Origin of the sequence: Halorubrum lipolyticum DSM 21995 (assembly GCF_000337375.1) — an archaeon.
Classification (GTDB): domain Archaea; phylum Halobacteriota; class Halobacteria; order Halobacteriales; family Haloferacaceae; genus Halorubrum; species Halorubrum lipolyticum.
In genome coordinates, this window is record NZ_AOJG01000038.1 from 57,132 (window position 1) to 70,339 (window position 13,208).

The following is a 13,208-nucleotide window of genomic DNA, read 5'->3' on the forward strand; positions in this document are numbered from 1 at the left end:
TCAGTCGGCGCCGCCGGTCCGCGATCGCCCGGCCTGTGACCGCCCGACGCCCGATCGTCCGGCAGAGCGCTCCGCGGCGCGGTCGTTCCGGACGCGCGCGTCGTCCGTGACTGGGGCCTTGACGAACACCGCGTGGGCCATGATACCCCCCGCGACGAGTGCGCCTCCCGGGAGCGCCGCCGTCAACGGCAGCCCGACCAGGTTCAACGCGGCGGTCACGCCGATCAACGCCACCGGGATAAGGCCGAGCACGTAGTCGTAGTACCCAGTCATGATCTGGTTAGCGATACGACAAAATCACTATTAAATCTTTCTCAGGGTTCGACGTGATACGTCAGCTGATCACTTCGAAGGATTTCATAAGTTATAGAGACGTATTCGCCGTGGACGACAGACGGTGCCGACGGTCATCGGAGGCGGGTCGGGCTCGGAGACGGGTCGGGCTCGGAGACGGGTCGGGCTCGGAGACGGGTCGGGCTCGGAGACGGGTCGGGCTCGGAGACGGGNGGCTCGGAGACGGGTCGGGCTCGGAGACGGGTCGGGCTCGGAGACGGGTCGGGCTCGGAGACGGGTCGGGCTCGGAGACGGGTCGGGCTTGGGGACGGTACGAGAACGGAGCTCAAAATTGCGAAGACGACGGCCGGGGGAGCGACGAGACGACTTACCGGTGTTTGAAAACGCTCGACCGGAACTCGAAGACGACCTACCGGAGCTTGAAGTACGCCGCGCGCCAGCCGCCGAGCGCGACCGATCCGAGGACGAGCATGACGGCCGCGAACGTCAGCGCGGCGCTCCCGCGGAAGACGAAGTGCCGAAGCGCCAGCCCGACGACCGCGGCCGGGATCCACGACCGGATCACGAGCGGGACCGACGACTTCGCGGTCTCGACGGCGCCCGCCGAGTACGCGCCGACGAGCGGCGCGACGACGACCCACCCGATCAGGAACGGCGCGTACACTCCGAGCAGGTACAGCGGGTTCGCGGACAGGAACTCGACGGTGCTGTGGTTGAGCGCCCCAATCGTTAACAGGACGATCAGTGCGATCAGGTCGCCGACCGCGAGGGGAACGGCACCGCGGTCGAGACGTGTTGCGAGGAACGACGAGTCGGCCATATCAACCCGTCAGAGCCCCCCCTACTTTGTACGTACGGATTCGGTCCGGCGGTCGGGCGGGGCCGTCGGCCGCGCCGACCGCGCCGCCGCCGACCGCAATGCCGCTACTCGTACAGCGGGTGCGCCTCGCACAGCTCGACGACGCGTTCGCCGACCTCGTAGATCACGTCGTCGCTGTCAGCATTGTCGATGACGCGGTGGATGAGGTCGCCGACCTCCTCGATCGCGTCCGCGTCGAACCCGCGGGTCGTGAGCCCGGCGGTGCCCACGCGGATCCCCGAGGGATTGAACGGCGAGCGTGTCTCGCCGGGGACCGTGTTCCCGTTGAGGACGATGTTCGCGGCCGCGAGCGCGTCCGCGGCGTCGCCGCCCGGCAGGTCGGGGTGCGAGTCGCGGAGGTCGACCAACACGAGGTGGTTGTCGGTGCCGCCGGAGACGAGGGAGTAACCGTGGCCCTGCAGCGTCTCGGCGAGCACTTCGGCGTTGTCGACCACATTCTGCGCGTACTCGTCGAACGAAGGGTCGAGCGCCTCCTTGAACCCGACCGCCTTGCCGGCGACGTTGTGCATCAGCGGGCCGCCCTGTCCGCCGGGGAACACCGCCTTGTCGATGTCGTCGGCGAACTCCTCGTCGCACATCACGATCCCGCCGCGACCGGCGCGGATCGTCTTGTGCGTCGAGCCCGTGACGAAGTCGGCGACGCCGACCGGCGAGGGGTGGACGCCGGCGGCGACGAGCCCGGTGATGTGCGCGATGTCGGCGAGGTGGTAGGCGTCGACCGCGTCGGCGGCGGCCTGGATCTCCTCCCAGTCGACCGTGCGCGGGTACGCGGAGTAGCCGGAGACGACGATGTCCGGCTCGAACTCCTCGGCCGTCTCCCGGAGGCCCTCGTAGTCGATGTACCCCGTCTCGGGGTCGACCTCGTACTGCTCGACCTCGTACATCTGCCCGGTGAAGTTCGCGGGGTGACCGTGCGAGAGGTGGCCGCCGTGGCTCAGCTCCAGCGAGAGGATCTTGTCGCTCGGCTCGAGCGTCGCGTAGTAGACCGCCTGGTTCGCCTGCGTCCCGGAGTGGGGCTGGACGTTGACGTGCTCGGCGCCCCACAGCTCCTTGGCGCGCTCGATCGCGAGCTCCTCGACGTCGTCGGCGTACTCGCAGCCGGCGTAGTACCGCCCGCCCGGGTAGCCCTCGGCGTACTTGTTCGTGAGGACGCTCCCCTGCGCCTCCAGCACCGCCTCGCTGACGTAGTTCTCGCTGGCGATCATCGCGAGCGTCTGCTCTTGCCTGTCGCGCTCGCCGTCCAGCGCGTCGGCGACCGCGGGATCGACCTCCCGGACGTGCTCGTGGTCCATGTAGAACACCCAGTCCGATCGCGCATTAATCCTTGCGTCACGTCGGTGACTCCGCGTCTCGCTCGATTTGCGATGTCGGCGTTCCGGCACCTCGTTCGGGGATAGATCGGTGAAAACACGAATCCGCCATTTTCGAGGGTTTCGGCGGCCGAAAACCGGTTGTTCCCTCTTCGAATCCCGTTAATATTAAATACGCAACTGGCTTTGATTCGGAGAGACAGATGGTATCGAATTTACTGGAGGCAGACGTCGAAAACGTCCTCGACACCGCGTTCGCCGGGGACGACGAAGAGCTGTTCGTCGTCGACCCCTCCGCCGAGACGATCGTGTCGCTGGTCGAGGCCGCGATCGGTCGCGACGACCTGCCGAAGATGTCGATGCTCGTGGACGAACGAACGCTGAAGGACGTGATGGAGGACTTCCTCGTCGCGTCGAAGGCGGCCGACCTCGTCGCGGACGGCGCGCTCGACCTGCGGGTGCTCGACGAGGCGGTCGACAACGCGCTGTTCGTCTCCGACTCGCAGGTCGTCGTGCTGGTGAGCACCAACGACCACGTCGCCGCGCTCGCTTCGAACGACGACGAGTTCGTCGCCGAGGTGTTCGAGACCCACAGCGACGCCTTCGAAGACGCCGAGACGTACGGCCTTCGCACCCCCGCGATCAGCCGCGTCCGGGAGACGATGGCGGCCGAGATCGGCGAGGCGACCCGCGACGACTTCGACGCGATGCTCGCGGCGATGGACTCCGCCCGCGGCGACGGCGGCGGGCTCGACGAGGTGACCGTCGCCCTCCTCGTCGCCGCGAAGAACGACGTGCTCCTGTACGACATCTCGAAGTGGGGAGAGGACGTGGGGATCGCCTCAAAGGCGACGTTCTCCCGCACGAAGACCCGACTCGAAGACCTCGGGGCCATCGACACGGAGAAGGTCCCGATCGACGTCGGTCGCCCCCGCCTCCGGCTCAAGCTCGGCGACGAGCGTCTCCGCGGCCTCGACGCCGCCGACCTCGCCGACGAGGTCGCGGCGATGCTGGCGTAACCGAGCGACCGTCCCGCTCGGTCGCACCCCGTTCCGACGCCGTCACCCGCGGCTTTTTTCCGCTCCTACGCCTCGGGAGAGACATGGACATCGGACTTGTCGGTGACGGCCCCGCGGTCGAGGCCGTCTCGGCCGCGCTCGGCGACGTCGACGTGAACGTGATGCCCGTCGAGGCGGGGTTGCTCGACGGATTCGACCTCGCCGTCGTGGTCGACACCGCGGGCTCGGAGGCGTTCGCGACCGCCGACGGGCTGCTCGACCGCTGGGTCGCGGTCGAGGTCGGCGGGCTCGGCGGCGTCCCCCTGGAGTCGGTCGACGCCGCGGTGACCGCCTTCGACGAGACCTGCTACGACTGCCTCCGCCGCCGCGTCGCCAGCAGCGGGGCCGAGGCGGCCGACGCGCCGGCCGGCCGACGATCGGCCGTGCGCTACGCCGGCGCGGTCGCCGGCCGGCGGGTCATCCGGCTGCTCGCCGGCGACCCGGTCGCCGACACCGTCGTGGAAGTTCCGGGCCCCGAGCGGGCCCTCCTCCCGGTTCCCGGCTGCGACTGCGGCGCCGACCCGGGCGACGCGCTGCCCCGCGAGGGCGGCGAGCGGTCGCTGTCGGACGCGGTCGACCGCGCGGAGCGAGCGGTCGACCCCCGGGTCGGCCCGCTCTCGGAGGTGGGCGAACAGGAGTCGTTCCCGGTGCCGTACTACGTCGCGCGGGTCGCCGACACGACGCCCTTCTCAGACGCGCGGGCGGCGGAGTTCGGCGGCGGCGTCGACGCCGGCTGGGACGCCGCGTTCATGAAGGCGCTCGGCGAGGGGTTAGAGCGGTACGCCGCCGGGGTGTACCGCGAGGGGTCGTTCACGCGCGCGCCGGCCGCGAACGTCCCGAACCCCGTGTCGCCCGACGCGTTCGTCCGCCCCGAGAGCGCGGAGCCGTACGCCCGCGACGACCGGCTCCCGTGGGTGACCGGCGAGCGCCTCGGCGGCGGGGAGGTCGCGAGCCTCCCGGCGGAGTTCGTTCACTTCCCGCCGCCGGAGAACCGGTACCGCCCCGCGATCACGACCGGGCTCGGCCTCGGCAACTCCGGACCGCACGCGGCGCTGTCGGGGCTCTACGAGGCGATCGAGCGCGACGCGACGATGACGAGCTGGTACTCGACCGCCGACCCGCTCGGGATCGAGGTCGACGACGGCGGGTTCGCCGAGCTGGAGAAGCGCGCCCGCGCCGAATCGCTGTCGGTGACGCCCCTCCTCGTCACGACCGACATTGACGTGCCCGTCGTCGCTGTCGGCGTGTCCCGCGAGGGCGAGTGGCCTCGCTTCGCGGCGGGTTCGGGCGCCGACCTCGACCCCGCCGCCGCGGCTCGGAGCGCGCTCGCGGAGGCGCTCCAGAACTGGACCGAGCTCCGGTCGATGGGTCCCGACGCGGCCGCGGAGCAGGGCGCGGCGATCGGCCGGCACGCCGACTTCCCGGACGAGACGCGGGCGTTCTTCGACCCGGACGCGACCGTCCCCGCCGAGTCGCTCGGCGAGCCGGAGCTGTCGGGCGCCGACGAGCTCGCCGCCGTCGTCGACCGCGTCGAGACGGTCGGGCTGGAGCCGTACGTCGCGCGGACGACGACCCGGGACCTCGCTACGCTCGGCTTCGAGGCGGTCCGGGTGCTGGTCCCCGGCGCGCAGCCGCTGTTCACCGGCGACCCGTTCTTCGGCGACCGCGCGAGCGACGTGCCCCGGTCGATGGGGTTCGAGCCCGACTTGGAGAAGGCGTACCACCCGTTCCCGTAGGTGCGGACGGCCGCCGCCCCACCCGCCCGGTTTAAGCCGCTCGCAGTCCCGCATCCACCATGGACGTACTCCCGGACGCGGACGTCGAGGCGGTGGAGGCGGTCGACGGCGTGTTCCTCACGCAGGGCGCCGCCGGCGACGAGACGAGCATCCAGCGGTTCGTCATCGACCCCGGCGCCGAGGTCCCCGAACACGACCACCCCCACGAGCAGGTCGGCGCGATCACCGAGGGAGCGATCACGTTCGTCGTCGACGGCGAGGACCGCGTCGTCGAGGCGGGCGACACGTACGTGATCCCGGGCGACGAGCCGCACGCGGCGCGCAACGACGGCGACGTGCCCGTCGTCGGCTACGACATCTTCTCGCCGCCGCGGACGAACCCGGACTGGCAGGAGTGAGTGAGCGTCGGGTTTTCGACGGCGTGCAGAGAGCCGTTCGACGACGTGATCACTTATAAAACGATGTGCGGTGGCGCGCACCTCCGAGCGCCCCCTGGGCGCGAGGAGCGTGCGCGAGGGAGTCGGTCGCCCGAAGCGAAGCGGAGGGCGACCGACGAGGCTGGGGAGGTGTGAGGCGCTGTGCGGTTGCTGTGCGGTGCGGGGCGGGACTCAAAGGGGCAGCCGCGAAGCGCGCGGAGGCGAAGCAAGCACCACAAGGAGGGAGCGGAGCGACCGACTGAGGAGCGCAGCGAGCGTGCGCGCGCTTCGCGGCTGGGGCTTTGGGGGTGTTTGCCGTCGATCTGCGAGCAACTATTTATAAGCGGTAGACGGCCGCGAGGACCCATCGCCGCCGGCCAGTTATAAGCAGCCAACGGCGACCGGAGACGCCGACCGCAGACGACTCCGATCCAACTCGCGACTCCTCACGCCAGCCGCTTGTCTCGGAACGCGCGGATCACGTCCTGACGGGCGATGAGACCGACGAGTCGACCGTCGTCGTCGACGACCGGCACGCGGTTGATGTCCGGGTCGTCGCCGGCGAGCAGGTCGAGCACCTCGTTCACGTCGGTGTCGGGCGTCACCGTCGCCACGTCGGTGCTCATCACCTCCGAGATCGGGCGGTCGGCGTTCCGGACCATGTCGACGCCCAGGTCGAGGTCGGCCCACGGCGCCTTCACCTGATACGTGAGCGTGTCGACGAACGGCGGGAGGCCGATCGGGATCCACAGCGTCTCGTCGTCCGGCTCGAACAGGTCGACGAGGTCGGACTCGGTGACGACGCCGACCAGCCGGTCCCCGTCGTCGACGACGGGAAAGCCGCTGAAGTCGTACCGAGCGAACTTCTTGAACGCGTCGGCCACGTCGTCGTCCGGGGCGACGGTCTTCACGTCGGACTCCATCAGGTCGCGCGCTTGCATACCGTCGCTGTCGCGTCGCTGATGGGTAGGCGTTTCGGCCGATCCCGCTCCGGTCGAGGCAAGTCCAGTCGAGGCGGTCCGGTCGGGGCGGTCCGGTCGGGGCGGTCCGGTCGAGGCGGTCCGGTCGAGGCAGTCCGGTCGGGGCGGTCCGGTCGGGGCGATCCGGTCGGAGCACTCCGATCGGAGCGATCCGGACGGCGGCCCCGCGCTCGCTTGCGCCGTTCGAGCCGCGCTCCGCGGGGAAGTTTATACCATTCGACACGAATGGTGGAAGCATGAGTTCGGCAGATCCCCAAGGCCTGCAGGCCGTCCCCGAAGAGCTACAGAGCCGCGAGGCGTGGCTCGAGCCGTTCGACTGGTACGCGCGGATGCGCGAAACGGCCCCGGTCCGGTACGACCCGGAGCGTCGCACGTGGGACGTGTTCCGGTACGACGACGTGAAACGCGTGTTGGACGACGACGACGTGTTCTCGGTGGACCCTCGAGAGGCGACCGACTTCGTCGAACCCGAGGGGCCGGGAGAGGGGCTGATCCTCGACACGATGCTGTTCGAGGACCCGCCCCGTCACGACGAGCTCCGGGGCGTCGTCGACGAGTGGTTCCAACCCCGGACCCTCGCCGACCGCGAGCCGCACTTCCGAGAGCTGGCGAGCGAGCTGCTCGACGACGCCGTCGGGGCGGACGGGCGGCTGGACGTCGTCGAGGACCTCGCGTACCCGTTCCCGGTGACGGTCATCGCGGAGCTGCTCGGCGTCCCGGCGTCGGACCGCGACCGATTCAAGACGTGGTCGAACACGCTCGTGGAGGCCGCGAGCGACGACGAGAGCGCTGACGCGTTCGCGGACCGCCAACAGCAGATCCAGATGGAGATGGCCCAGTACTTCCTGGAGATGATAGAAGACCGACGTGAGGACCCCCGAGACGACCTCCTCTCGGTTATCGTCACCGCCGAGTCCGGCGCGGGAGGGCGACTCTCACGCGAGGAGGCGCTCGGGATGTGCATCCTGCTGCTCGTCGCGGGGAACATCACGACGACAAACCTCATCGCGAACGCGGTGCGGTGTTTCGCCGAGGCGGACGGGGACCTGTTCGACGAGTTACGCGGGGACGACCGCGCGCTCACGAGCGCCGTCGAGGAGGTGCTTCGCTACCGGTCGCCGGTGCAGGCCATGAGCCGGGTCGCCACCGAAGACGTGACGATGCGCGGCGAGACCATCGAGGCTGGCGACCGGATCATCGCCTGGCTCGGCTCCGCGAACCGCGACGAACGGCAGTTCGAAGCGGCCGACGCGTTCCGGCCGGACCGGTCGCCCAACCAGCACGTCGGGTTCGGTCACGGGACCCATTACTGCCTGGGCGCGCCGCTCGCGCGGCTCGAAGCCAAAGTCGGGCTCTCGGAGCTCCTCGACCGCGTCGAAAACGTGCGACTCGCCGATGTACCCCTGCAGCCGACGCGAAGCTCGTTCATCTACGGCGTCGAGTCGCTGCCGGTCCGCTACGACGAGCGACGGTGAAGCGGTTGAAAATGGCCGGGGTGGGCTCCGAACCCACGATCTCCGCATGTCCCAGGTCCGAGGCTCGGCGGAGCCACGGGAAGGACGCGGACGCTTCCAAGGCGTCACCGCACCGAATCTCCGAACCCTATGAGTGCGGCGCTATGTCCAGCTAAGCCACCCGGCCTCACCTTCCCGTACCGCGATGATACCCTTTAACCTTCCCATCCGTCGGGAGGTTGCGAACCGGTGACAGAGTCGGCGGGCAGTGGGCGGTGGGCAGTGGGCAGCGGGCGGCGGGCGGCGGGCAGCGGGCGGTGGGCAGTGGGCGGCGGGCGGTGGGTGGCGGGATTGCCCGCGAGACCGACGGCGCCGACCCCTCCGATCCCTCCGCGACCGCGGTCGACGCGGACCCCGCGGATTTATGGCCGACGGGTCGGATCTCCGGGACATGAGCCTTCCCGAACTGCTCGCGGGGACCGTCGGCGACGAGGAGGTCGTGGCCGAGGTCCCGCTCGGGGGAGCCGACCGACTCGCGGTCACGCCGACGCGGACGCTCGTCTATCGCGGCGACGGCCTGCTGTCGGACGAGTCGGTCGCGGAGTACTCCCACGACGTCGAGCGCATCGCGGTCTCGACGGGTCGCCGCAAGGCGAAACTCACCCTCGGCTACGGCCTCGGCGGCGACGAGACGGTCTCGGTGCCGGCCAAGCGCGTCGACGACGTGCTCCACCCGGTCCTCGCGGGCGTCCTCTCCGCGACGGGCGTCACCGACCCCGGCGAGTCCGTGCTCCGCACCTTCCGCTTTTCGGAGCTCACGCTCGTCGTCACCAGCGAACGCCTCGTCAAACACGTCGGCTCCGCGGTGTGGGACGAGGAGTTCGAGGAGTTCGCCTACGCCGATCTCACCGACCTCGACTTCGAGGAGGGGACCGTCGCGACCGCGGTCGTGTTGACCCACGGCGGGCGCTCCGAGCGGTTCAAAGCCCCTAACGAGTCCGCCCGGGCGGTCCGGGAGACGCTCGTCGACGCCGTCTGCGCGTATCACGGCGTCGACAGCCTTGAGGAGTTCCGCGTGACCGTCGCCGACGAGGACGACGCGGCCGCAGACGCCGGGAACGGCGGCGGGAGTACCACGGACTTCGGCGAGGGGCCCGACCCGCTGTCGGCCTCGCCGGTCGCGGACGCGGAGGCCGAGGCGGAGTCGGGAGTCGAGGCGAAGTCGAACGCGTCGGTCGCGGAGGAGTCCGCGAGAGCTCCGGGCGCCGACTCCGCCGACTCGGCCGACTCCCCCGAGGGCCCTGTCGTCGACGATTCGGCCGACGCCGACCCGCTCGCTGACGACCCGCTCGCTGACGACCCGTTGGCCGACGACCCGATCGCGGACCCGAAGTCGGGTTCGGCCGCGGATGCGGATCCGGCCGCGGACCCGGAGGCGGACTCGACCGCCGAGGTCGATCAGACGGCGCGGTCCGAGGTCGACTTCCCGAGCGACGCCGCGGGGGAGACGACGGCGGCGGAGATCGCGGCGACCGAGACGACCGAGACGACCGAGACGACGGACACGGCCGATCCGGCCGACGCGGACGCCTTCGACGGCTCGCCGTTCGAGAGCGCCGGCGTCGAGGGCGAGGACCTCGCGACCGAGATGGCCGAGCTGCGACACACCGTCGAACAGCAGTCCGAGCGCCTCGACAGGCAGTCCGCGCTCATCGAACAGCTGATCGAGGAGCTCCGCCGCGGCCGCTGACTCCGGGCCGAGGCCTCGGGGAGTTCTCTCGGTCGATAGCTACAGGGGACCATTTTTAAACGCGAGGGCGAACCGTCGGACAGTGACCGCGCAACTGGGTACACGACTCGACGCGCTGTTGGGGAGCGTCGCGACCACGGAGGCCCGCGTCGCCGTGACCGCCGGGATCCTGCTCGCGACGGTCGCCGTCGGCTGGCTGCTGCTCCCCCGGGCCGTCCGGGCCACGGAGCGCGTCTCGACGCGCTGGCTGGAACGGTTCCTCGACGGGCGCGGCGAGAGCTCGATCGAGACGATGCGGGAGGCCGTCCCGGTCTCGTTCGGGCTGCGGCTGCTCGTCGGCGTCCTCCAGCTCGCGCTGTTCGCGCTCGCCGCCGTCGCGATACTGGCGCTGTGGGGGCGGTTCGCGCTCGTGGTCGCGGTGCTCCCGGTCGCGGAGAACGCGCTCACGGTCGGCGCGCAGGCGTTCGTCTCCCTGCTCCTCGTCGGCGCCGCCTACGTCGCGAGCGACGTGTTAGAGGAGTACGTCGAGGACCTCTCGGCTGACAGCGACCGCATCACCGCCCACCAAGAGCAGCTGCTCAGCCGGATCATGCAGGTCGGCGTGCTGGCGATCGCCGGGATAACCGTCCTCGGGATCTGGGGCGTGAACCTCGGCGGGCTGCTCGTCGGGGCCGGCTTCCTCGGGATCGTGCTCGGCATGGCGGCCCGACAGACGCTCGGATCGCTGATCGCCGGCTTCGTTCTGATGTTCGCCCGCCCCTTCGAGATCGGCGACTGGGTGGAGATCGGCAACGAGGAGGGGTTCGTCACCGAGATCACCATCATGAACACTCACATGCGGAACTTCGACGGCGAGTACGTCGTCGTTCCGAACGACCTGGTCACCAACCAGGCGATCACGAACCGGAGCCGCGAGGGCCGGCTCCGGATCCACATGGAGGTCGGAATCGGCTACGACGACGACCCCGACGAGGCCAGCGAGATCGCCGAGGAGGTGTTAGCGGAGATCGACACGATCGCCAACAACCCGAAGCCGTACGTGATCCCCTCCGGCTTCGGCGACTCCGCGATCCTGCTCGACCTCCGGTTCTGGATCGACCCGCCGACCCCGCAGGCGCGGTGGCGCTCGAAGGCGACCGCCGTCGAGGCGATCCAGCGTCGCTTCGCGGACGCCGGGATCTCCATCCCGTACCCGCAGCAGACCGTCACCTACCCGCCCGAGACCGCCGCGGGCGACGAGACGGTCGAGCGCGTCGAGCGCTTCGATGACGGCGGTCGGCGCTCCGAGGGCGGCGACGGTCGGCGCTCGGGCCGCAGCGGCGACGGCCGGCGGAGCGACCGTCCTACCTGAGCGGCGCCGCACCGTCGACCGACGCGTTCGAGTCCGCCGGCTCGAACCGGACCCGAACCACGTCGTCGAGGGTCCCCGCGAACCCGCCCGTGTCGACGCGCTCTCGGAAGGGCGACGGGTCGCGCACGTCGGTGATTCGATACGCGCGGTCGACGTCGAGGGGGCGGTTCAGTTCGACGAACAGCACCGACTCGCAGTCGCCGCGCTCGCCCCCCCCACGTCGGGAGCGTGACGGGGACCGCGTCCGCCCCGGCGCGGATGACGTGTCCGTCGGCCAACCGCCCGTCTTCCCCGGTGCGGATCGCGCCGGGACCGTCGAACCCGTTGCGGTCGACGTCCGACGGGTCGGTGACGTAGAACGTCCCGTCCCAACAGTCCGCGTCGGACGGCTCGGCCTCCATGATCCGTCGGTACGACTTCTCCGCGACGTAGCCGACTCCCCCCGCGTCGGCGTCGAGGCCGCCGGCGCCGCTCTCGTCGGTTTCGAGGCCGCCGCTGCAAGACCGCTCCGCGTCTTCGGTTCGGTCGGAACCACCGCTTTCGTCGGAATCGTCACCTCGGTCGGAACCACCGCTTTCGTCGGAACCACCGGTCCGACCGGAGCTCTCGATCCGGTCGGCACTCCACGGGAGGAACGCGACGCGGTCGCTGACCGACTGCCCGCTCGGGTCGTCGAGGGGATTGTCTCCGTGGCGGGGCCCCGTCTCGTCTCCCCACCAGTTACACGTCGCGTCGATCGGTTCGGGGTACGAGGTCGGGGCCGCGACCACGCCGCCCGCCTCGTTGCCCTCGATGGCGTTGCGTCGGAGCACCGCCTCGAACTCGCCGCCCGACCGCAGCCTGTATCCCACCGCGTTTCCGGTGAGCGCGCAGCCGCGCACCTCGAGGGAGCCGTTGGTCTGTTCGATGCCGGCGCCGGCGTTGTCCCGAACGTCGCAGCGGCGGACGAGCGCCGCCCCGTCGAGCGGCGGGCCGCCGCCGGGCGCCGTCTCGAGTCCCCGGCCGCCGACCGCCTCGATCGGCGGTCGCTCGACGAGCGCCGTCCTGCGACCCGGCCCCTCGGTCGCGTCGAGCGACGGACCGCCCGCGGTGGCCGTCTCGATCCCCGGGCCGTCGGTCGCCTCGATCAGCGTCCGCTCGACCCTCGACCCGGCCGTCGCCGGGAGCGAGACGGGACCGCCGTTGTCGGCGACGACGGAGTCCTCGACGACCGCCGTCGCGCGAGGGCCCGCCCCGAGCGCCCGCTCGGCGTTCCCCCGTATCTCGCAGTCGCGTATCGCGACCTCCCCGTCGTAGATGTCGACCCCGCTGCCACCGTTTCCCCGGATCGCCGAGCCCTCGCACGCGATCTCCGCCTCGCCGTCGCCCCGCACGCCGTCGGCGGCGTTCCCGTCGATCGTCACGGAAGAGAGGGTCAGGGAGCCGCCCCAGCCGACATCGACGCCCCGCCGGAACCCCCGCACGGTGAGGTTCCTGACCGTGACGTCACGCGCGCCGTCCCGGAGCCGGATCCCCGCCGGCCGTCCGTCGCCCTCCAGTCGGTGGCCCCGCCCGTCGATGGTCACGTCGCTCGCGGCGATTTCGATCCCGCCGCCCTCCGCGGGGAGGTCCCCGTCGACGACGTACCGCCCGGGCTCGTCGACGGTCGTCGACTCGGCGATCGCCTCCGGGCCGTCGTCGCCGCCGCCGGATATCATCCGAACGCCGCCGATCCCGGCGAAGGCGAACCCCCCGCCGACGCCCCGCTGGAGGACCGCCCGCCGCGAGTGTCGGTCCTGTGAGTGCCCGTCCCGCGAGTGCCCTCCCTGCGGGCGGTCGTCCCCCTGCGGGCGGTCGTCCGGCGGATTCGCTTCGTTCGACATGTGTACGGGAGAGACTGTCCCGAGGTCTCATCGTTATGCGCCGGCGAATCTCGCGTTAGCAGGCAGCTATTCGCGCCTCTCGACGAGGGCCGTCGGCAGCGCTCGTCTCGGTCGAGT

The 13,208-nt window shown here is 70.8% G+C and carries 10 protein-coding genes, 1 tRNA gene and 1 pseudogene; 6 read left to right on the plus strand and 6 right to left on the minus strand.

The window, feature by feature from the left end; translation table 11 throughout:
• The 3 genes from C469_RS13370 to glyA all read right to left on the minus strand — a co-directional run bounded on the left by C469_RS13370 (position 1) and on the right by glyA (position 2,466).
• Complete coding sequence (locus C469_RS13370) at positions 1–273, minus strand: hypothetical protein (protein ID WP_008007465.1); 273 nt, start codon at positions 271–273, stop codon at positions 1–3.
• Between the two features lie 430 nt (positions 274–703).
• On the minus strand, positions 704–1,114 hold the full coding sequence (locus tag C469_RS13375; RefSeq protein ID WP_008007467.1) for a DUF3054 domain-containing protein: 411 nt from the start codon (positions 1,112–1,114) through the stop codon (positions 704–706).
• A 104-nt stretch (positions 1,115–1,218) separates the two neighbouring features.
• A complete protein-coding gene (gene glyA, locus C469_RS13380; protein WP_008007468.1) occupies positions 1,219–2,466 on the minus strand; it encodes a serine hydroxymethyltransferase in 1,248 nt (415 codons plus the stop codon).
• Positions 2,467–2,687: 221 nt separating this feature from the next.
• Here glyA and tbsP point away from each other — a divergent pair, with 221 nt between their 5' ends.
• The 3 genes from tbsP (at position 2,688) to C469_RS13395 (ending at position 5,676) form a co-directional block, all read left to right on the plus strand.
• Entirely contained in the window at positions 2,688–3,503 is an 816-nt protein-coding gene (gene tbsP / locus C469_RS13385; RefSeq protein WP_008007470.1) for a transcriptional regulator TbsP, read from the plus strand.
• A gap of 83 nt (positions 3,504–3,586) precedes the next feature.
• A complete protein-coding gene (locus tag C469_RS13390) occupies positions 3,587–5,278 on the plus strand; it encodes a YcaO-like family protein (protein WP_008007472.1) in 1,692 nt (563 codons plus the stop codon).
• A 59-nt stretch (positions 5,279–5,337) separates the two neighbouring features.
• The gene (locus C469_RS13395; protein ID WP_008007474.1) at positions 5,338–5,676 is read left to right on the plus strand and encodes a cupin domain-containing protein; all 339 of its coding nucleotides are present in this window, start codon (positions 5,338–5,340) and stop codon (positions 5,674–5,676) included.
• A 464-nt stretch (positions 5,677–6,140) separates the two neighbouring features.
• Here C469_RS13395 and C469_RS13400 read toward each other — a convergent pair whose 3' ends face one another.
• Positions 6,141–6,635: a CBS domain-containing protein gene (locus C469_RS13400; protein ID WP_008007475.1), complete on the minus strand. Its 495-nt coding sequence runs from the start codon at positions 6,633–6,635 to the stop codon at positions 6,141–6,143.
• A gap of 275 nt (positions 6,636–6,910) precedes the next feature.
• Here C469_RS13400 and C469_RS13405 point away from each other — a divergent pair, with 275 nt between their 5' ends.
• Positions 6,911–8,149 (plus strand): cytochrome P450, encoded by a 1,239-nt coding sequence (locus C469_RS13405; protein WP_008007478.1) that lies wholly within the window; start codon positions 6,911–6,913, stop codon positions 8,147–8,149.
• Positions 8,150–8,161: 12 nt separating this feature from the next.
• On the opposite strand, the gene C469_RS16890 is transcribed toward C469_RS13405, so the two are convergent.
• Positions 8,162–8,315 (minus strand) — tRNA-Met (locus C469_RS16890).
• 264 nt (positions 8,316–8,579) lie between these two features.
• Between C469_RS16890 and C469_RS13415 the strand changes: the two genes are divergently transcribed.
• Both C469_RS13415 and C469_RS13420 read left to right on the plus strand, forming a co-directional pair.
• Positions 8,580–9,878 carry a DUF7115 domain-containing protein gene (locus tag C469_RS13415; RefSeq protein ID WP_049911438.1) on the plus strand — a complete coding sequence of 433 codons (1,299 nt, stop codon included), beginning with the start codon at positions 8,580–8,582 and terminating at the stop codon, positions 9,876–9,878.
• An 82-nt stretch (positions 9,879–9,960) separates the two neighbouring features.
• Positions 9,961–11,229 (plus strand): mechanosensitive ion channel family protein, encoded by a 1,269-nt coding sequence (locus tag C469_RS13420; protein WP_049911439.1) that lies wholly within the window; start codon positions 9,961–9,963, stop codon positions 11,227–11,229.
• 1,103 nt (positions 11,230–12,332) lie between these two features.
• Here C469_RS13420 and C469_RS17550 read toward each other — a convergent pair.
• Positions 12,333–13,091: pseudogene (locus C469_RS17550) on the minus strand (right-handed parallel beta-helix repeat-containing protein); the annotation flags it as partial.
• Positions 13,092–13,208: the final 117 nt, after the last annotated feature.

Excerpts from the sequence above, each read along its gene's own strand:
- C469_RS13370 (WP_008007465.1), bottom strand. The coding sequence starts at position 273 with ATGACTGGGTACTACGACTACGTGCTCGGCCTTATCCCGGTGGCGTTG.
- C469_RS13375 (WP_008007467.1), bottom strand. The coding sequence starts at position 1,114 with ATGGCCGACTCGTCGTTCCTCGCAACACGTCTCGACCGCGGTGCCGTT.
- glyA (WP_008007468.1), bottom strand. The coding sequence starts at position 2,466 with ATGGACCACGAGCACGTCCGGGAGGTCGATCCCGCGGTCGCCGACGCG.
- tbsP (WP_008007470.1), top strand. The coding sequence starts at position 2,688 with ATGGTATCGAATTTACTGGAGGCAGACGTCGAAAACGTCCTCGACACC.
- C469_RS13390 (WP_008007472.1), top strand. The coding sequence starts at position 3,587 with ATGGACATCGGACTTGTCGGTGACGGCCCCGCGGTCGAGGCCGTCTCG.
- C469_RS13395 (WP_008007474.1), top strand. The coding sequence starts at position 5,338 with ATGGACGTACTCCCGGACGCGGACGTCGAGGCGGTGGAGGCGGTCGAC.
- C469_RS13400 (WP_008007475.1), bottom strand. The coding sequence starts at position 6,635 with ATGCAAGCGCGCGACCTGATGGAGTCCGACGTGAAGACCGTCGCCCCG.
- C469_RS13405 (WP_008007478.1), top strand. The coding sequence starts at position 6,911 with ATGAGTTCGGCAGATCCCCAAGGCCTGCAGGCCGTCCCCGAAGAGCTA.
- C469_RS13415 (WP_049911438.1), top strand. The coding sequence starts at position 8,580 with ATGAGCCTTCCCGAACTGCTCGCGGGGACCGTCGGCGACGAGGAGGTC.